Source organism: Thauera chlorobenzoica, from assembly GCF_001922305.1.
GTDB classification, from domain to species: Bacteria; Pseudomonadota; Gammaproteobacteria; order Burkholderiales; family Rhodocyclaceae; genus Thauera; species Thauera chlorobenzoica.
Genome location: NZ_CP018839.1, coordinates 170,052 through 190,244 on the forward strand (window position 1 = coordinate 170,052; position 20,193 = coordinate 190,244).

Genomic DNA, 20,193 nt, shown 5'->3' on the forward strand with positions numbered 1-20,193 from the left:
GGCTCTCGGGGCAGATCGAGCTCATGGCACGGCGCTCGCCGGTCGAGGCAGGCTTCGGGCGCTTTCACACACACCTGCGCGGACGGCCCTACGTAGTCGGCGCGAAGGACTGAAATCAAATCTGCGTTATGAACAAACCAGAACGGATGGGTATTGGGGGCGTCAAGCTAAAAACGGCAGGGGCTGCGAAGAAAGAGGGAGTGCACATCCTTCCGGGAGCTCAAAGCCCTGCAAGCTTGCAGTGAGACATGCCAGTGGCGGTCTTCATGCACAATGCCTTCATCGTCAGACGGGCATGCATGAAAGATGAAGATCACCGCTACCACGACCGTACAGCGCATCACCTTTGGCCTGTACCTGGATGGACAGCGCGGGGTGCCACCAGCCGACCGCCTTGGCGAGGCGGTGGTGGGCCCCTTGGGCCTGCTCGGCATCCTGGAGACGCAGCTCGGTCTGGTGGCGGTGCATCCTTCGGCAGTCGAGCGGACCATCCAGTATCGGGACTGCCTCAAGGGGCTCGATGCGCCGTCGCGGTTTTACCATCGCAGCTTCGTGCTCGATCCGCTCGGCACGGCCGCCTGCCTGTTGAGCTGGCGCGACGAGTGGGCGCTGCACAGGCACGCGGGCCCGCACTGGGAAGATGCGCTGCCGCCGGATGCGCCCTCGCGCCTGCATGATCTTGCCGCCGTCGAGCAGCATGCCCGTGTTGCGGTTGCGCCCAATATCGCCCAGCGCCTCGAGATGATCGAAGCTCGGCTGAAGGTCCGGACGCCGGACATCGAGTCGGTCCGGGTGATCGATCCCATCGATGTGCTGCCCGCACGCTGGCAGACCGTGCTGAATGCCTTGCCTATCGTTCTCCCACCGCCGGCAACTAGAGCGGGGACGGGCTTTCTGGGGGCGCTGCAGCAGCGCCTCGAACGCGCTGCGGCCGGTACGCAGTCGGATCCGCTCGCCTGGCAGGGTGACGGCACGGTCGTCGTCGTGCAGGCGGAAACCCGTGCCCTGGCGGCACACTGGGTGGCCTCGTGCATCGCTACGCCGGGAACCTTGCTGGTTGCCGGGCCGGATGGGGCGCTGCTCGATGCCCATCTTGCCGCACAGGGGCAGGCGCGCCAGGGCCTGAAGGAGATCAGCGCGTTCCGGCCCTCGATGCAGATGCTGTCCCTGGTCACCCAGTTGCTTTGGACGCCGCTGAACTACTATGCGCTGGTCCAGTTCCTCACCCATCCGGTGTGTCCCCTTTCTGGTTTCGCGCGTCGTCGCCTGGCCGAGAAGATCGCCGATGCGCCCGGAATCGGCGGTGCCAAATGGGAACAGGCGCTCGAAGAGATCGCCGCGAACGCGGGGCCGGAGCGCGCCCCGGATGTCTCGCAGCAGATCGCTTTCTGGGTCGAACATCCGCGCTTCGACCCCGAGACCGGGGCGCCGCTGGCCGCGGTCACCGAGCGGTTGGGGCGGCTGGTCGAGTTCTTCCGGCGCAGCCTCGGCGACACCGGCGAGGCCCAGCGTCTGGGCACCGTCGCGGGCTACGCGCAATGCCAAGACTGCCTGAACGCGCTGAACGCTCTCGTCGCCCAAGGTCATACCGTGATTCGTCCGCACCAACTCCAGAAGCTCGTAGCCCAGGCCACAGGCGCGGGGGTGCCGAACCCCCTGTGGCCGGCTGAAGTCGGTGCGGGCCAGGTGGTGAGCCAGCCCGGTGCAGCGACCCACCCGGCGGTCCGCGTGATCTGGTGGCAGCTGACCCTGCCCGAGCTGCCCGGGCCCTTGCCCTGGTCCGCCGCTGAGGTGCGCGCCCTGGAGCAAGCGGGAGTGTGCGTGCCGGCGCCTGCGCAGCAACTCGAACAGATCGCCCACACCTGGCTGCGCCCGGTCATGGCCGCGCGCGACCAGCTGGTTCTGGTGCTGCCACCGGCGGGTGAAGAGGTGCATCCGTTGTGGCAGATGATCGCGGCGGTCGTCGACGCCCCCAGGATCACGACCCTGGAGAACCTGCTTGCGTACGGTGGGGAGGGCCTGCACGCCGTCGCCCCCATGCCGCTCGCAGCGCCCAAACGCTGGTGGCAACTGCCAGCCGACGTAAGCGTGGCGCTGCGGCCCAGGGAGTCCTTCTCCAGCCTCGAACAGCTGCTCTTCAACCCTTACCAATGGCTGCTACGCTACGCGGCGGCACTACGGCGGTCGAAGCTCGTCAGCCTGGGTAGTGACTTCCTGCTGTTCGGCAACCTGGCGCATGGGCTCATCGAGCGCTATTTCCTGCGCGACGACGCGCTCACGATGGCGGACCATGCCTTTAAGCTCTGGTTTGCCCGGGCCTTCGACACCCTCATCGACCAGGAGGGCGCCTTGCTGCGGATGCCGGGGCGGGGCGCCGACCTGGCGCATCTCCGCTCCCGTCTGCTGCGCGCCCTCCACACGCTGCGCAGCCATGTCCGCCAGGCGGGGGTGGTGACCGTGGTGCCCGAGCAGGCGCTTGAGGGCCGTTTCGAAGGGGGAGAGCTGGCCGGCTTTGCCGATCTCGTCATGCACAAGACCGCGGGCCCGCCGGCCATCGTCGATATGAAATGGTCGGGCGGCAGGAAGTACCCGGAGAAGCTCAGGCTCAACCGCCATCTCCAGCTCGCCATCTACGCCGAGCTCTTCCGCCAGCAGACCGGGCAGCAGCCTGCGGTGGCCTATTACCTGCTCGACCGGGCGCGCCTGCTGGCTCCCGACGATCGCGGCTTCCCCGAGGCCGAGACCGTCGCGGCAGACGACGGCGAGAACACCGCCCAGCTCTGGCAGCGCTTCCTGGCGACCTGGCGCTGGCGCGCGGCGCAGATCGGTGACGGGCGCTTCGAGATCGTCCTCGAGGCGACGAGCGCGGCCGCGACCGAAGACTCCGAACCGCCGGAAGAGGCCATGGCCATCGAGACCCTCAACGAAGCCTACAACGACTACCGCGCGCTCGCCGGCTGGAGCAACGGATGACCACGCCCCTTAACGCCGACATCACCTTCATCAGCGCCGGCACGGGCAGCGGCAAGACGCATCGCCTCACCGAGCTGCTGCAAGAAGAGCTCACCGTCCGCGCCGCCCGTCCGGCCGGTGTGATCGCCACTACATTCACCCGCAAGGCCGCCGCCGAATTGCGCGAACGGGTGCGTGCCCATCTGCTGCAGCAGGGGCGCTTCGCGCTCGCCAATGCCATGGGGCAGGCGCGCATCGGCACGGTCAACAGCGTCTGCGACCAGCTCGTCGCGCGCTTTGCCTTTGAGGCGGGCCTGTCGGTCGAGCAGCAGGTGCTCGAAGAGGCGCGGGCCGCGCTCCTGCTCGACAAGGCGATCGACGCGGTGCTCGATGAAGCACAGCTGGACGCGCTGCTTGCGCTGGTCGAGCGTCTGGGCCTGAAGAACAGCTGGAACGGCGAGCAGGAAGAATGGAAGGCGGCGCTGCAAACCCTGGTCAATCAGATCCGCAGCAACGACATCCCGCTCGAGCAGCTCGACGATTTTGCCAAGGCGAACGCAGGCGCACTCCTGGCCCACTTTCCGAGCCCCGCGGACGAGGATCTGGATGCGGCCTTGCTGCAGGCGATCCGTGTCGCCATGCCCGAGATCGAAGCGCTCGCCGCGGCGGGCGACAAAAAGAACACCACCGCCTATCTCGCGCTCGTGAAGGATTTCAAGCGCGAGCTCGAGCGCAAGGCTGCGCCCTGGGGTACCTGGATCAAGCTCTCGAAATCGGCCCCCGAAGCCAGCCTGCGCGTCACCATCGAACCCATCTCCGCGCTTGCCAGCCGCGTCGCCGAGCATCCCGGGCTACACGCCGACCTGCGGGGCTATCTGGACCTGATGTTCGCGCTGGCTGGCCGTGCGCTGGTGTACTACCAGGCGGTGAAGCAGGAGATGGGCATGCTTGATTTCGCCGACCAGGAGCATCAGCTGCTGGGCATTCTTGACCACCCCGAAGTGGTGGCCGTGCTTGAGGACGAGCTCGACCTGCTGATGGTCGACGAATTCCAGGATACGAGCCCGATCCAGCTCGCGCTCTTCCTCAAGCTCGCCCGCTTTGCGAAGCGGGTGTATTGGGTCGGTGACATCAAGCAGGCGATCTACGGCTTTCGCGGCAGCGATACCGCGCTGATGCAGTCCATCCTCGCGGCGCTCCCTGCGCTCGGCGGGCGCAAGGAAGTGCTGCCAGCGTCCTGGCGTTCCCGCCCCGAGCTGGTGAAGCTCGTCAACGCCGTCTTCTCGCATGCCTTTGCCGGTACCCTCCCGCCCGAGGAGGTGGCCCTGAAGCCCACCCGTGACGATGATCTCCCCGGTGCGGTCCTGGCCAACTGGTTGCTCGGTGGCAAGAACATCGGCGAGGAAGGCAGCGCGCTGGCTGCGGGGGTGCGCAGGCTTGTCGACTCGGGCTATCTCATCCACGACAAGGTGCATAAGACGATGCGCCCGATGCGCTATGGCGACATCGCCCTCCTCGCCGCCTCGCACGAGCGCGTGAAGACCTGGGGCGCGGCGCTGTCGACGCAGGGCGTCCCGGTAGCGACTGCGCGGCCCGGACTGCTCGCCACCCCCGAAGTCACCCTGGCGCTGGCCTGCCTGCGCCGACTCAACGACCCGGGCGACACCCTCGCCAGCGCCGAGATCGTGTCACTCACCGACAGCGCGGACCCTGAGCAGTGGGTGGCCGACCGCTTGCGTTATCTCGCCACGGGTGCAGCACAAGATTCGTGGCGGGAGGTCGCCATCGACGGCCACCCCGCGCACCCGGTGCTGGAGACCTTGCGCAAGCTGCGCGCGGCGCTGCCGGTGCTCGCGCCCCGCGAAGCGCTGGCCACGGTGATGGCAGCGTGTGCGCTGCCCGAGAAGGTGCTGCGCTGGCGCAGCGCGCACGGTGCAGGTGCCGATGGTGCCCGCATGCGCCTGGCCAACCTCGAGGCCTTGCTCGCGCTCGCCGAGCAGTACGAAGCGCTGTGCCGCAGCGGGCAGCACGCCGCCTCGGTGTCGGGCCTCATCCTGTGGCTGGGCGAAGTCGCCGGGCAAGGCCAGGACCTGCTGGCTGAGCCCGCCATCGACGCCGTCAAGCTGATGACGCACCACGCCGCCAAGGGGCTGGAGTGGCCCGTCGTCGTGCTCACCGACCTGGCCAAGGACATCAAGGACCGGCTGTGGTCGATCTCCGCACACACGAGCGCGCCGTTCGATGCGCACCAGCCCCTGGCCGCGCGCTTCATCCGCTACTGGCCCTGGCCCTTCGGGCAGCAGCAGAAGGTGGCGGTTGCCGACGAGATCGCGCTGACCGACGCGGCGGCGGCGTTTCGCGCAGCAGCGATCGAGGAGGAGAAGCGGCTGCTCTACGTCAGCATGACGCGCGCGCGCGACCTGCTCGTTCTGGCCGTTATGATCAGCTATCCATAACGGCCATTTGCTGCCACACATGGTAGTAGCAGAATCGTCATTCCAGCGACCGGTGAGCTCCGGAACCAGCCATAGAGCGAGCTGAGGCCAACGTGGCTCGTAAGTTGGCCGGCACTGCGCTCTTGAAGCCGATGCTCACCAGCTCTGCCGTCAGTGTCGGGCAAAAACCGCCGCGCTTCCGTCAAGCCCGACCAGGAGTGTCTCATAGGGTTGCGGGGTCGACGTCTCCATCCCCGGCGACCCCTGCGGCATGCCCGGCGTAGCCAGTCCGATGGCCTTTGGGGACTCGGAGAGAAGCCGTCGGATGTCGTCCGCAGGGACGTGCCCCTCGACGGAGTAGGAACCTACCTTGGCCGTGTGACATGAGCCGTATTTGTCCGGCATGCCCAGTGCCTTGCGGGCTGCGGGGACGTCATCGACGTCTTTCGTCACGACATCGAAGCCGTTCTTTCTCAGGTGCTCGACCCATTTCCCGCAGCACCCGCAGTAAGCGCTCTTGTAGACCTCTACGCGTACGGGCCCCTGCGCAAACGCTGCGCCGCTCACGATCATCAGGCTTGCCAGGAGCCCGCCGAGCACAGTTTTCGTCTTCATGTTCGTCTTCCGGTTGATGGCGTCGAGGCAAAGTTTGGCACTTTGAGCCCAACGGTAAGCTGACCTCAAAATTACATTTCCGTCAGACAGCCGGGACCCCGGTCGACTTTGCAGGATCAGGAAGGCAATGAGGCTTCATTGCGAGGCAAGGTGATCGTGAAGCAGGTGACACCTTCAGCGGAGCGCGCAGTGATGTGACCCCCGTGGGCCTGCACGATGGAACGCGTGATCGCAAGTCCGAGCCCTGCGCCTTCACCGCGAGATTCGCGCTGGGCGCTACCGCGATGGAAGCGTTCGAAGATCCGTTCGATCTGATCGGCGGGTATCGGGTCGCCGACATTAGAGACGGCGAGACGGACGCCGGCTGCGTCCGCGTCAATCCTGATCGTGATCTGCCCCTCTTTCGGTGTGTGACGAAGCGCATTCGAGATCAGGTTCGACAGCGCGCGCCGCAGCATCAGGCGATCACCCTGAACGCTCGCTTGGCCCTGGCGCACGATGCGGACCTGGCGCTCGTCGGCCAGCGCCTCGTAGAAGTCGATCAGTGCGTCTGCCTCGCGGGCCAGGTCGATCGCCTCGCCCGCGTGCGCGAGGGTGTTCTCCTCAGCCTTGGCGAGGAACAGCATGTCGCTGACCATGCGCGCGATGCGCTCATATTCCTCGAGGTTCGAGGCCAGGATGTCCTGATATTCGTCGTTCGTGCGTGGTCGCGACAGCGCGACCTGGGTCTGGGTCATCAGGTTCGAGATCGGCGTACGCAGTTCGTGGGCGATGTCCGCCGAATAGTCGCCGAGGCGCTGGAAAGCGGCTTCGAGCCGAGCGAGCATGCCATTGAAGGCGTCGACGTGCTCGCGCACCTCCAGCGGGGCATCATCGATGGTGAGACGCTCGGCGAGTTGCCGTGCAGACAGCTTACGGGCGGTCTCGGTGACCTGGCGCAGGGGGGCGAGGCCTCGGTGCGCGGCAAACCAGCCCAATAGCGCCGCCGCCAAGGCCGCCACGACGACGCCCGCCCACGTCGCATTTCGCACCGACGCGAGGAAGTGGACGTGATGCGATAGATCGAGTGCGACCAGCGCCTCGATCGATTGGTCCCTCGACCCGAGGGTCGGTAGCGCGATGCTGACCTCAATCCCTCGATGGGGGCGCTCATCCACTGTCCAGTCGGCCAACGCGCCAGAGAGGCGTTCGCCTGCCCGCTGGGAGGCGGTGAAATGCTCGGGATGGATGATGTACAGGACGCGTCCCTCGACGTCGCGAACCAGGACACCGACACTTTCATGTCCAACGAAGGAGCGTTCGAGCGCCTCAATGCGTTCCGATCGCCCCCCAGTCGCATCAACACTTTGCAGCGCGTTGCGGATGAGCGTGACCTTGCCCTGCAACTCGTGCATGTCCAGCTCCTGGAAATGCATGTCCAACATGCGCCCAAAGAGCATCGCTGCCAGCACAAGCAGGCTCGCAGCGAGGACGGCAAATAGTGTTGCCAGTCTCGCCGTCAGCGAGTGAATGCGGATCATCGTCAGATCGGCTCCATCGCCTCAAGCACGTAGCCCATACCCCGCACGGTGTGGATCAGCTTCGGCTCAAAGGGGTCGTCGACCTTTACGCGCAACCTGCGCACGGCAACTTCGATCACGTTCGTGTCGCTGTCGAAGTTCATATCCCACACCTGCGAAGCGATGAGTGAGCGGGGCAATACTTCACCCTTGCGTCGCAGGAGCAGTTCAAGCAAGGCAAACTCCTTGGCGGTCAGATCGATGCGCTGCCCGCATCGGTTCACCCGGCGGCGAAGCAAATCGAGCTCCAGGTTCGCTGAGCGCAGGGTCTCCGGTTCGTGGTTTCTTCCCCTGCGCAGCAGCGTGCGAACGCGCGCGAGAAACTCGGAAAACGCGAAGGGCTTGACCAGGTAATCGTCGGCGCCGAGCTCAAGACCACGGACCCGATCCTCAACTTGGTCACGGGCAGTCAGGAACAACACGGGGGTCTCACGACTGCTGCGACGCAGTGTTTGCAGGATGCCCCAGCCGTCCAGCCTTGGCAGCATCACGTCGAGCACGACCAGGTCGTAGTCACCGTTAAGGGCGAGGTGGAGCCCATCGAGGCCATCTCTTGCAAGGTCGACGACGAACCCGGCTTCGGTGAGCCCCTGGCGGAGGTAGTCGCCGGTCTTCACTTCGTCTTCGACGATCAGAATTTTCATTGTTTCGCTCCTACGCGCTTCGTGCTGCCTGTGCCCGATTTTGCGCCCGGGGTGCTGGATAACCCCCGGGCTTACAGAAATGTAATTTCCAGGTCAGGCCAACGACAGGCAGGCGGGCGCAAGATGCTCTGCGTGGCACAGCGTTCCGTACCGCGACGGAACCCCGCGACCAATGGGAGATCGATCATGAAACTGCGTTTGTACCGTCTCGCCGGGCTCATGCCCGTCGTCGCTCTGGCTGCAGCCTTGCATGGCAGTCCGGTCGTCGCGCAGACGACCGATCCGGTGCAGGCCTGGCCGCCCGCAGCGAGTGTCCCCGCGCTTCAGGAACGTATGAAGTCGATCCGTGCCGAGACCAACCCGGAACGTCGCATGGCCCTGATGGAAGAGCAGGTCAAGGCCCTGGAGGCTGCATCGCAGGGCACGCCCACTGGTTGCCCGATGATGGGGGGGCAGATGGGGGCTGGTCCGATGATGAAGGGTGGTGGTCCTGGACCCGGGGCTGGACCCATGGGCGGCATGATGATGGATCCCAAGCTCATGCAGGAGCACATGAAGATGATGCAAGAGCACATGGGCATGATGCAGAACATGATGAAGATGCATCCGGCCGCCAAGCCGGCGATGCCCAACTGAGCATCGGGACGCGGAGCGGCGACCTCGTCGATCGCCCCGCGTCCGATTCATCACAAGACCAACAAAGAGACATTCCCCATGCAGAGACGACTCATCCACCTCGGTGGAGGATTGGCCGTCGCCGTGGCGCTCGTGTCGGGCGCGCAGGCCGAGCCCTCCTCTCCGTCTAATCCCGCTGACCACGCGCCTGCCGCGACCCAGTCTGGGTCACCCAAGCCACAGCGCGTGCCGGCGTATCGCTCGCCCCTGAACGAATATCGGCCCTACCGTGTCGATGAGCCCTTGCGGTCGTGGAAGGATGCCAACGACGAGGCTGGACGTCTCGGCGGGCACATGGGCCACCTCACGCCGACTTCGAAAGGGGGCGAGCGATGAGAGCCAGTCTCCCCATATCCTTGCTGGCCGCCACCGTGCTGACCGGGTGCGCCAGCGTTGCGATCGATGAGAACTTCGCTGAGGTCGAGCGCTTTGCGCGCGAGCAGACGGGTAGCGAGGTGCGCTGGCTGCGCTCGGACCCTGAGCGCGAGGCGATGCGCGCCGAGGTCGATCGCCTGCTCGCACAGCCGCTGGCGATCGACGACGCGGTGCGCATCGCGCTGGGCTACAGCCCGGCGTTCCAGTCCCTGCTGGCGGAAGCCGCCGTGGCCTCGGCGGATGCGACCGGTTCGGCCCGCATCGGCAATCCGGTGTTCACCTTCGAGCGGTTGTTTCGCTCGGGCGCCGAGGGGCGCGAACTCGACATCGGCCGTTCGCTCGGCATCTCGCTGTTCGACCTGCTGTTTCTGCCCGCGCGGCTGGAGCAGGCCGAGTTCCGCCAGCAGCAGACCCGGCTGCAGTCCTCGATTGCGCTGTTGAGCACCGTCACTGAAGTGCGCCAGGCCTGGGTCGATGCGGTCGCGGCGCGACAGGTCGCGCGCTACCGCGAGGAGGTGGCCACGGCCGCCGGGACCGCTGCCGAGCTCGCCCGTCGGATGCAGGCCACCGGCAACTTCAGCCGCCTGCAGCGCGCGCGCGAACAGGCGCTCGCCGCCGAGGAAACGGCCAACCTGATCCGCGCCCGCCAGAACGCCACCGCCGCACGCGAAACCCTGATCCAGCGTCTGGGCCTCACTCCGAGCCAGGCGCAGGCGCTGCGTCTGCCCGATCAGTTGCCGGCCTTGCCCGAGGCGCCGATGGACGAAGCCACCGCCGGTGCGGCGTTGCTGGAGAACCGGCTCGACGTGCGCATCGCCCGCACCGATCTCGACCGGACGGCGAAGAGCCTGGGCCTCACGCGGGTCACCAGCGTCGTCAATGGCCTGCATGTGGCCGGCGTGCGCAACAGCGAGACCGGCGAATCGACCCAGCGCGGCTTCGAGCTCGAGCTGCCCTTGCCGCTGTTCGACCTCGGCGACGCGGCGCGCGCCGGCGGCGAGGCCCGCTATCTCGCGGCCTTCAATCGCACGCTCGAGCTTGCCAGTAACGCCAGCTCCCAGGTCCGGGTAGCCTACGAGGGCTATCGCAGTGCATACGATCTCGCGCGCCACTACCGCAACGAGGTGGTCCCGCTGCGTCAGAACATCACCGAAGAGTCGGTGCTCCAGTACAACGGGATGCTGATCGGCGTGTTCGAGCTGCTTGCCGCCGCGCGCGCGCAGTCGGCGAGCGTGGTGCAGGCGATCGAGGCCGAACGCGACTTCTGGCGCGCCGAGGCTGGGCTCAAGGCCAGCCTGCTCGGCCAGCCGATCGCGCCGCTCAGCCTTCAATCAAGCGCATCACCGGCGCAAGCCGGTGGTGGCCACTGACCTATCCGGAGACGATCATGACCACCCGACGCAGCTTTCTCGCCGGGGCAGGCCTGCTGGCCGCTGCCGGAACCGTCAACCGCGCCGCGCTCGCGGCGCTGCCCGAGCCCGTGATCCAGACCAGCGCCGTAACGGCGGCCCCACTGTCGCCACCAGACGGACGCCCCTACGACCCGGTCGTCACCTTGAACGGCTGGACCGCCCCCTGGCGCATGCGCAACGGCGTGAAGGAGTTCCACCTCGTCGCCGAGCCGGTCGAGCGCGAGATCGCCCCCGGCATGGTGGCGCGGCTGTGGGGCTACAACGGCCAGTCGCCCGGGCCGACGATCGAGGTCGTCGAGGGCGACCGCGTGCGCATCTTCGTCACCAACCGCCTGCCCGAGCACACCACCATCCACTGGCACGGCCAGCGCCTGCCCAACGGCATGGACGGGGTCGGCGGCCTCAACCAGCCGCAGATCCCGCCGGGCAAGACCTTCGTCTATGAGTTCGTCGCCCGCCGCCCCGGCACCTTCATGTACCACCCGCACGCCGACGAGATGGTGCAGATGGCGATGGGCATGATGGGCATGTGGGTCACGCATCCGCGCGCGCCGCACCCGCACATCGCGGGCGTGGACCGCGACTTCTGCTTCCTGCTCAACGCCTACGACATCGAGCCCGGCAGCTACGTGCCCAAGATCAACACGATGCTCGACTTCAACCTGTGGACCTGGAACAGCCGCGCCTTTCCGGGCATCGACTCGCTCAATGTCAGGAAGGGCGACCGGGTGCGGGTGCGCATCGGCAACCTGACCATGACCAACCACCCGATCCACATCCACGGCCACGAGTTCGAGGTTACCGGCACCGACGGCGGGCCGACGCGGCCGGAGTCGCGCTGGCCCGAGGTCACCACCGACGTCGCCGTCGGCCAGATGCGCCAGATCGAGTTCATCGCCGACGAGGAGGGCGATTGGGCGATGCACTGCCACAAGTCGCACCACACCATGAACGCGATGGGGCACGACGTGCCGACCATGATCGGCGTCGACCATCGCGGCCTGGTCGAGGGCATCCAGAAGCTGGTGCCCGATTACATGCTGATGGGCGAGCGCGGCATGGCCGACATGGGCGAGATGGAGATGCCCCTGCCCGACAACACCCTGCCGATGATGACCGGGCAGGGGCCGTTCGGCGCCGTCGAGATGGGCGGCATGTTCACCGTGCTCAAGGTGCGCCGCGAGCAGCAGCGGGGCGACTACCGCGACCCGGGCTGGTTCAAGCACCCGAAGGGGACGGTGGCCTACGAGTGGGCGGGCGCGGCGCTACCCGAACCGGCGCGCAGTGCTGCAGCCGGACCCTCGAGCATGCCGCGCACCGAGCCTGCGCGATCGGTCGAGATGACGGTTCGCAAGCCTGCCGGCCATCAGGGGCATTGAAGTCGATCGCCTCGTAATCAGCCCCCACGACAACACCAACAAGATTCAACCCACAGAGAAGGAGATTCCCATGAAAAGTCGTCGCCGATTTCTGGCCACCAGCCTTGCCGCCGGTGTGCTTGCCGTTCACCGCAGCGCGTTCGCCCATGGCAATGCCGAGCATGCCGCCAAAGCCGCGTCCGCGCCCCCAGCGAGCAGCTGGACTGGGGGATTGCGGGCGACGGAGATCGGTCTCGCGCACGATCGCCATCGTGATGACCGATGAAATGCGCTTCGTACCCGGCCACATCGAGGTGCGCTGGGCGAGACGATCCGCTTCACCCACGAGAATCGAGGCGCGGTGATGCACGAGATGGTGGTCGGCACGCCGCGACGCTTGCCGAGCACGCGGAGCTGATGCAGCGCTTCCCGGGATGGAACATGACGAGCCGTGGATGGCGCATGTCGCGCCAGGTGGGCGCGGAGAATGATCTGGCACTTCAACAGTGCGGGGGAGTTCCAGTTCGCCTGCCTGATTCCCGGCCATTTCCAGGCCGGGATGATCGGCACGATCAAGGTGGCTGACGGAAATGTAATCCCTGCGTCAGCGTCCCGTCGGTGAGCGCTTCGCATAATGCGCCGACGTTCGAATCCACCAGAATTTCAACCCTGGAGAAAGCCGATCATGAAAAAGACCCTCATCACCACGCGCTCCTGGCCTTGCTCGGTGGCGCCGCTCCGATTGCGTTGCGCACAGGCCGATCACAGCGCCATCACGGCGGGGCGAGCGCCCCGAGCCGAGGCTGACGCCAAGCTGGCCGACGGCACGGTGAAGAAGCTCGACAAGCGGCTGGCAAGCTGACCATTGCCCATGGCCCCCTGGAGTCGCTCGGCATGCCGGCGATGACCATGGTGTTCCGCGCGGCCGAGCCGGGCATGCTTGATCAGGTCAAGGCGGGCGACAAGATCCGGTTCGCGGTCGAGAAGGTCGGCGGTGCGCTGACCGTGACGTCTCTCGAGCCCGCCCAGTGACGCCTATCCCGCAGGTGCGTCGCGTTCCACTCTGACCAGCCCGCCGTGGGGATGCCCCACTGAGTGGCTGAACGACGAGGCGGGTGGCGAAGGGCCTGCGCATGCACTTCGACCGCCTGCCGGAATCGTTTCTCGATGAAATCCCCGTTCGCAGTACCCTCATCTCACCTGCTACGTCCTGCAGCGCTTGCACTGGTGGTCGCGCTCACGCTGGGAAGTGGCACCGCCTGGACACAGGGTTCGCCCGACACTCCAACGCTCGGCTCGAGCCCCCAGGCGCTGATTGAATATGCGCGCCACAGCAACCCCGGCTTTGCCGCTGCCCGCGCGGAAGCGTCCGCAGCGCAGGAGCGCGTGACGCCCGCCGGTGCGCTGCCCGACCCGACGTTCGAGGTCGAGCTGATGGACGCCACCAACACCATGAGCGGGCGCTCGGCGTCGTTGCTGCCCGGCCAGGTGGGCGAGACCCGCTACCGCATCACCCAGCCGCTACCCGGGTGGGGCAAGCGCGAGCTGGCGGTGAAGGCCGCCGAAGCCCAGGCGACCCAGGCTGATGCGATGCGCGATACCTCCTGGGCTGAGCTCGCGGCAAAGATCGAGACGCTGTGGTTGCGCTACTACGCCGCCGACCGCGAACTCGTCCTCAACCGCGAGGGCTTGACCTTGCTGAAAAGCCTGGAGGAACTCAGCCTGGCCCGTTACGAGTTGGGTCTGCTGCCGCAGCAGGCGGTGCTGCGCATGCAGCGCGAAATCACTGCCCAGCGCCTCGCGCTCGTGGAGGTCGAACAGCGGCGCAAGGGCCTGGCAGCGGGGCTCAACGGCCTGCTCGGCCGGGCGCATGATGCGCCGCTCGCCGCACCCGCAGATCCAGCCCCCTTGCCCGAGCAGCTGGAGGCGGGCGCCCTTTTTGAGGCGGCGGCCAGTGCCAACCCGGACGTGAATGCCGCCGCCTACGGCATCGACGTGGCACGTGCCGAGCGCGAACGAACGTATCAGGACCGCTTGCCGGACTTCGCCGTTGGCGTGCGCAACAACCGCCCGGATGAAGGCAAGGCGTCCTGGGACGTGATGTTCGAGGTGATGATCCCGCTGCAGCAGTCCAGCCGTCGCGCCAGGGAGCGCGAAGCCGAGTACATGCTGATGGCGGCCGAGGCGCGGCGGGAGGACGCCCGCGCGCGCGCGACCGGCGAGCTCGGTATTGCCTGGTCGATGTATGCGCAAGGCCGCGAGACCTTGCGCCTGCTCGAACATGCGTTGCTGCCGCAGGCCCAGGCCACCCGGGATGCAAGTCAGGCCGCGCTCAGCAGCGGCACGGTCGACTTCGACAGCGTGATCGAAGCCGAGCGCCAGCTCATCGACATCCGGACTCAACGCTTGAAGACCGAGCTCGACACGCGCCTGGCGCTGACAGAAATCAAGAAACTGACAGGGGATCTGAAGTGAGCTCAGCCGTTCGAATGACGGCGATCGCTGTGGGCGTGGCGATTGCCATAGGTGCGGGGTACTGGATTGCGCACCTGCAAAATGCTGGAAATCCAGTTCCGCTGATCACCGAAAGCCAGGCGCAAAGCGATAGCGCAGCCCCGGCCGACGGCGAACGCAAGATTCTCTACTACCGCAACCCGATGGGCCTGCCCGACACCTCGCCCGTGCCGAAGAAGGATTCGATGGGCATGGACTACATCCCCGTCTATGCCGACGACAAGCCGGACGACAGTGGCGCAGTGGTGGTCAGCCCCGCGCGCATCCAGACCCTGGGGGTGAAGACTGCCGAGGTTGAAGTGCGCGCCGTGGATTCGGCGGTGCGCGCGAGCGGCCGGATTGAGCTCGACGAGCGCAGGCAGGTGGTGGTGGCACCGCGCTTCGAGGGCTGGATCGAGCGCCTGCATGTGAATGCCGTGGGCGACGTGGTGAAGAAGGGCCAGCCGCTGTTCACCGCCTACAGCCCCGAGTTGCAATCGACCGGCGAGGAGCTGCGCATCGCCGAGCGCCTGGCCAGCCAGAGCGCGGCCCATGATGCGCTGGCGAGCGAATCCGCCCGCCGCCTGGCCGAGGCGACGCGCGCGCGCCTGCGCAACCTGCAGGTCGCCGGCCAGGCCGGTGCGCGCCAGGTCTTCCACGCCCCGGCGAGCGGCGTCGTGTTGGAGAAGATGGCGGTCGAAGGCGGGCGCTTCATGCCGGGCGAGGCGCTGTTCCGCATCGCGGACCTGTCCCGGGTGTGGATCATCGCCGACGTCTATGAGCAGGACCTCGCCCGCGTGCAGGTTGGCCAGGGTGCGCAGATCACGCTCGACGCCTGGCCCGGGCGCAGCTTCGCGGCGCGCGTCGACTACCTGTATCCCACGCTCGACCCGGCCACGCGCAGCACCCGGGTGCGCCTGGAACTGGACAACGCGCAAGGCCTGCTGCGCCCCGGGATGTTTGCTCAGGTCTCGCTCGCGGCGGGCGACGCCAGCCCGAGGACGGTGGTGCCGAGCTCGGCGATCATCGACGATGGCGAACGGCGGGTCGTGCTGATTGCGCTCGGCGAAGGGCGCTTCAAGCCGCAGCCGGTGAAGCTGGGCGAGCGCGGCCGCGAGGTGGTCGAGGTGCTCGAAGGCGTGGCGACGGGCGATCGCGTCGTGGTGTCAGCCAACTTCCTGATCGACTCGGAAAGCCAGCTCAAGGCGGCACTCTCCAACTTGGTCGAGCCCGATGCCGGCGATCAGTCCCAAGCGAGCCCGACCCGTTACGAAGCGCAAGGGACGTTCGATGCACTCGACGCCGAAGGCGGCAGCGTGACGATGACGCATGGCGAGATCCCGGCCCTCCAGTGGCCGGCGATGACCATGGACTTCATGATTGCCGATCCGGCGCTGGTGAAGAGCATCGCCCCAGGCTCGCCGGTGCGGTTCGTCTTCGAGGCGGGTGAGCCAGGCGAGTACATCATCACCGGGATCGAGCCGGTTGCAGGCACTGCGCCTGCACCGAGCGCCGGCGGTCACGGGGGGCACTGAGATGCATGCCCCTGTGACAGACTCTTCGAACGTCGTGCCAACCGACGCGGCAGCCAGACCGGCAGCACCCGGCCTGCTCGACCGCGTCATCGACTGGTCGGCGCGCAACGTCTTCCTGGTACTGCTGGCCACGCTGTTCCTGATCGGGGGTGGCGTGTATGCGGTCAAGCACACGCCGCTCGACGCGCTGCCCGACCTGTCCGACGTGCAGGTGATCGTCTACACCGACTACCCCGGCCAGGCGCCGCAGGTGGTCGAGGACCAGGTCACCTATCCGCTCACCACCTCGATGCTGGCGGTGCCGCGGGCGAAGGTGGTGCGCGGCTTCTCGATGTTCGGTGCCTCCTATGTGTATGTGATCTTCGAGGACGGCACCGACATCTACTGGGCGCGCTCGCGCGTGCTCGAGTACCTGAGCTCGGCCGCCGGCCGCCTGCCGCAGGGGGTGTCGCCGCAGATCGGGCCGGACGCCACCGGCGTGGGCTGGGTCTACCAATATGCGGTGCTCGGCCGCGACATGAGCCTGGCCGACACCCGCAGCGTGCAGGACTGGTACGTGCGCTACCAGCTCACCAAGGCGCAAGGCGTGTCCGAGGTGGCGAGCCTGGGCGGCTTCGTGCGCGAGTACCAGGTCACCGTCGATCCGCTGCGCCTGGCCGGCTACGGCATCACCCTCGATGCGGTGACGCAGGCGATCCGCGCCTCCAACCGCGACGTCGGCGGCCGGGTCGTCGAACTCGCCGAAAAGGAATACATGGTGCGCGGGCGCGGTTACCTGCGCAGCGTGGAAGACATCGCCGACATCGTGTTGAAGGCCGAGCGCGGCACCCCGGTGCGGGTGGGCGACGTCGCCCGCGTCGAGCTGGTGCCGGCCGAGCGGCGCGGCATCGCCGAGCTCAACGGCGAAGGCGAGGTCGCCTCCGGCATCGTCATGGCGCGCTTCGGCCAGAACGCGCTCGACGTGATCGCCAACGTCAAGGCCAAGATCGCCGAGATCGCTCCCGGCCTGCCCGCGGGCACCGAGATCGTGCCGGTGTACGACCGCTCCGAGCTGATCGAGCGTGCAATCGCCAACCTGAAATGGACCCTGCTCGAGGAGAGCCTGATCGTCGCCGCGGTGTGCGTGATCTTCCTGCTCCATGTGCGCAGCGCGCTGGTGGCGATCATCACCCTGCCGCTCGGGATCCTGTTCGCCTTCATCGCCATGCGTTCGCTCGGCCTGGGCTCGAACATCATGAGTCTGGGCGGCATCGCGATCGCGATCGGGGCGATGGTCGATGCGGCGATCGTGATGATCGAGAACGCGCACAAGCACATCGAGCGGCTGCCCGCAGGCGCGACCCAGAAGCAGCGCGGCGCCGCGATCGTGCTCGCGTGCAAGGAGGTCGGGCCGGCGCTGTTCTTCTCGCTGCTGATCATTACCGTCTCCTTCCTGCCGGTGTTCGCGCTCGAAGGCCAGGAGGGGCGGCTGTTCTCGCCGCTCGCCTTCACCAAGACCTTCGCCATGGCCGGCGCCGCGCTGCTGTCGGTGACCCTGGTGCCGGTGCTGATGCTGTTCTTCGTGCGCGGGCGGATCCTGCCCGAGGCGAAGAACCCGGTGAACCGCTTCCTGATCTGGGTGTACCGGCCGATCATCCAGGGCGTGCTGAGGTTCAAGCTCGTCACGCTGGTGCTGGCCGTGCTGGCGATGGCCGCGACCCTGGTGCCCGCACGCCAGATCGGCTCGGAGTTCATGCCGACCTTGAACGAAGGCACGCTGTTCTACATGCCGGCGGCGCTGCCGGGGATGTCGGTGACCGAAGCCGGGCGCCTGCTCGCTACCACCAACCGCATCATCAAGACTTTCCCCGAAGTGGAATCGGTCTACGGCAAGGCCGGCCGCGCCAACACTGCGACCGATCCGGCGCCACTCGAGATGTTCGAGACCGTGATCAACTTGAAGCCGCAGGACCAGTGGCGCCCAGGAGTGACGACCGACACCCTGATCGCCGAGATGGACGCCGCGCTCAAGTTCCCCGGCCTCGCCAACTCGTGGACGATGCCGATCAAGGCCCGCATCGACATGCTCAGCACCGGCATCCGCACCCCGGTGGGGGTGAAGGTGTTCGGCAAGGACCTGGAGACGCTGGAGAAAGTCGCCCAGGCGGTGGAAGCGGCGGTGCGCAAGGTCCCCGGCGCGAGCAGCGCCTACGCCGAGCGCGTGGCCGGCGGCTACTACGTGGACATCGTGCCGCGCCGCGACCAGCTCGCGCGCTACGGGCTCACCATCGACAGGGTGCAGGACGTGATCGCCACCGCGCTCGGCGGCGAGATGGTGACGACCACGGTCGAGGGCCTGGAGCGCTACGGCGTGTCGGTGCGCTACGCGCGCGGCCTGCGCGACGATCCGGCACGCCTTGCGTCCGACGTCTATGTGCCGACGATGAACGGCCCGATCCCGCTCGGCCAGGTCGCCGAAGTGAAGCTGACCCGCGGCGCGCCCGGCATCCGCACCGAAAACGCGCTGCTCGCGGCCTATGTGTATGTCGACACCCGCGAGGCCGACCTCGGCGCCTTCGTCAAGCGCGCGCAGCAGGCGGTGGCCGAAGCAGTCGCCTTCCCGCAGGGCTACTACGCCACCTGGAGCGGTCAGTTCGAGAACATGGAGCGGGCCAAGGAGAAGATGAAGGTCGTCGTGCCGGTGACCTTGATGCTGATCTTCGTGCTGCTGTACCTCAACTTCCGGCGGCTCACCGAAACGCTGATCGTGATGCTGTCGGTGCCCTTCGCGCTGGTGGGCGGGGTGTGGCTGATGTGGTGGCTGGACTACCAGATGAGCGTGGCGGTGGCGGTCGGCTTCATCGCGCTCGCCGGGGTGGCCGCCGAGACCGGCGTGATCATGCTGATCTACCTCGATCACGCGTGGCAAGAGGTCCGTGCGCGCTGCCAGGCTGAAGGCCGCGCGGCCGGGGTCGCCGATCTGTACGAAGCGATCATGGAAGGCGCGGTCGAGCGCGTGCGGCCGAAGATGATGACCGTGGTCGCGATCATGGCCGGCCTGTTGCCGATCATGTGGAGCAGCGGCACCGGCAGCGAGGTGATGAGCCGTATCGCCGCACCGATGGTCGGCGGCATGGTGTCCTCGACCGTGCTGACGCTGGCGGTGATTCCGGCGCTGTATGCGCTGGTCAAGCAGTGGGAGTTGCGCCGCAGCGCCAAGACAGCACCCGCGCAGGCGCTGGTCACGGTGTCGAATTTGTAATGCACCGGTCAGCGGCGCGACAGCATCGGGGGCGTAGCCTGTTTCCAAGGCCCCGTTCCCGAGGCTGCCGCTGAACGTGACGAGGAGCAGTGCGATGCTTGCGTGGCTGAAATCCCTCTGGCAATCCTTCAGGAATTGGTGTCGCGAGAACGAGCGAGCCCACCGGGATGCCCCGCTCTCGCCGTGCTGCTCGAAGCCGCCCGCAGCCGTTCGCCATTCGCCGACCCGCAAGGTATGAAGCCATGAACACAAAGCCTGCTCATGATCCTGGACTCCCTCGATCTGTCGCCTGGTATCGCTCCCCCGGCGTCATCGCCGGCCTGATGCTGGCGGCGATCGCACTGTTCTTCCTGTTGCGCGAACACTGGGCGCATGTGTCGGGCAACTGGGTGTATCTGATCCTGTTGCTGTGTCCCCTGATGCACCTGTTTGGCCATGGAGGACATCACGGCGGGCACCGCAGCAACGACACCGATTCGGAGAAGCGCTGAGATGTCGATGACAGGGGCGTGCCTTGGCCGTGGCGTCGTCATCGCGGCGCTTTCGGGCGTCTTGATTTCGAGCGCAGCGGCGCAAGGCTGGAAGATCCCGCAGCCCTCTCCGGGGCTGATGCCCAATCCGGCGCAAGGAAAGGGACTCTACGCACAGCACTGTGCCGCTTGCCATGGGACCGACCTCAAGGGCTCGGACAAGGGGCCGCCCATGCTCCATAAGGTCTACGAACCCAGTCATCACGCCGATATCGCCTTTCAGTTGGCGGTAGCGAACGGTGTGCGCGCCCACCACTGGCAGTTCGGCGACATGGCACCTGTTCCCGGCCTGACGTCGGACGAGGTCGCTCATGTCACGGCATTCATCCGTGGTGAACAGCGCAAGGTCGGCATTCGATAACAACAAAC

13 protein-coding genes and 2 pseudogenes are annotated in these 20,193 nt (G+C 66.8%); 12 read left to right on the forward strand and 3 right to left on the reverse strand.

The genetic code is table 11. The features are described 5' to 3' along the window. Positions 1–306: 306 nt before the first annotated feature. Positions 307–2,973, forward strand: coding sequence for a PD-(D/E)XK nuclease family protein (locus Tchl_RS00790; RefSeq protein WP_075146726.1), 2,667 nt, complete (start codon positions 307–309; stop codon positions 2,971–2,973). Beyond that, a complete protein-coding gene (locus Tchl_RS00795) occupies positions 2,970–5,408 on the forward strand; it encodes a UvrD-helicase domain-containing protein (protein WP_075146727.1) in 2,439 nt (812 codons plus the stop codon). Before Tchl_RS00790 ends, Tchl_RS00795 begins: the two co-directional genes overlap by 4 nt. Positions 5,409–5,558: 150 nt before the next feature. Here Tchl_RS00795 and Tchl_RS00800 read toward each other — a convergent pair whose 3' ends face one another. The 3 genes from Tchl_RS00800 to Tchl_RS00810 all read right to left on the reverse strand — a co-directional run bounded on the left by Tchl_RS00800 (position 5,559) and on the right by Tchl_RS00810 (position 8,205). After that, entirely contained in the window at positions 5,559–6,002 is a 444-nt protein-coding gene (locus Tchl_RS00800; RefSeq protein WP_075146728.1) for a DUF411 domain-containing protein, read from the reverse strand. Positions 6,003–6,118: 116 nt separating this feature from the next. Then, complete coding sequence (locus tag Tchl_RS00805) at positions 6,119–7,522, reverse strand: heavy metal sensor histidine kinase (RefSeq protein ID WP_075146729.1); 1,404 nt, start codon at positions 7,520–7,522, stop codon at positions 6,119–6,121. 2 nt (positions 7,523–7,524) lie between these two features. Continuing rightward, positions 7,525–8,205, reverse strand: coding sequence for a heavy metal response regulator transcription factor (locus Tchl_RS00810; protein ID WP_002943434.1), 681 nt, complete (start codon positions 8,203–8,205; stop codon positions 7,525–7,527). 186 nt (positions 8,206–8,391) lie between these two features. On the opposite strand from Tchl_RS00810, the gene Tchl_RS00815 reads away from it, so the two are divergent. The 10 genes and pseudogenes from Tchl_RS00815 (at position 8,392) to Tchl_RS00865 (ending at position 20,185) form a co-directional block, all read left to right on the forward strand. Continuing rightward, complete coding sequence (locus Tchl_RS00815; RefSeq protein WP_012586273.1) at positions 8,392–8,841, forward strand: hypothetical protein; 450 nt, start codon at positions 8,392–8,394, stop codon at positions 8,839–8,841. A 371-nt stretch (positions 8,842–9,212) separates the two neighbouring features. Next, positions 9,213–10,625 carry a TolC family protein gene (locus Tchl_RS00825; protein WP_075146731.1) on the forward strand — a complete coding sequence of 471 codons (1,413 nt, stop codon included), beginning with the start codon at positions 9,213–9,215 and terminating at the stop codon, positions 10,623–10,625. 17 nt (positions 10,626–10,642) lie between these two features. Then, complete coding sequence (locus Tchl_RS00830; RefSeq protein ID WP_075146732.1) at positions 10,643–12,046, forward strand: multicopper oxidase family protein; 1,404 nt, start codon at positions 10,643–10,645, stop codon at positions 12,044–12,046. A gap of 70 nt (positions 12,047–12,116) precedes the next feature. Then, a pseudogene (locus Tchl_RS18310) lies at positions 12,117–12,647 on the forward strand (cupredoxin domain-containing protein). A 63-nt stretch (positions 12,648–12,710) separates the two neighbouring features. Then, positions 12,711–13,057: pseudogene (locus Tchl_RS00840) on the forward strand (copper-binding protein). Positions 13,058–13,192: 135 nt separating this feature from the next. Continuing rightward, on the forward strand, positions 13,193–14,500 hold the full coding sequence (locus Tchl_RS00845; protein WP_075146733.1) for a TolC family protein: 1,308 nt from the start codon (positions 13,193–13,195) through the stop codon (positions 14,498–14,500). A gap of 14 nt (positions 14,501–14,514) precedes the next feature. Continuing rightward, positions 14,515–16,053, forward strand: a complete 1,539-nt coding sequence (locus Tchl_RS00850) for an efflux RND transporter periplasmic adaptor subunit (RefSeq protein ID WP_004357706.1) — start codon at positions 14,515–14,517, stop codon at positions 16,051–16,053. A gap of 1 nt (position 16,054) precedes the next feature. Next, the gene (locus Tchl_RS00855) at positions 16,055–19,294 is read left to right on the forward strand and encodes an efflux RND transporter permease subunit (RefSeq protein WP_269745430.1); all 3,240 of its coding nucleotides are present in this window, start codon (positions 16,055–16,057) and stop codon (positions 19,292–19,294) included. A 242-nt stretch (positions 19,295–19,536) separates the two neighbouring features. Continuing rightward, entirely contained in the window at positions 19,537–19,785 is a 249-nt protein-coding gene (locus Tchl_RS00860; protein ID WP_012586265.1) for a DUF2933 domain-containing protein, read from the forward strand. A gap of 1 nt (position 19,786) precedes the next feature. Next, positions 19,787–20,185: a c-type cytochrome gene (locus tag Tchl_RS00865; RefSeq protein WP_004265696.1), complete on the forward strand. Its 399-nt coding sequence runs from the start codon at positions 19,787–19,789 to the stop codon at positions 20,183–20,185. Positions 20,186–20,193: the final 8 nt, after the last annotated feature.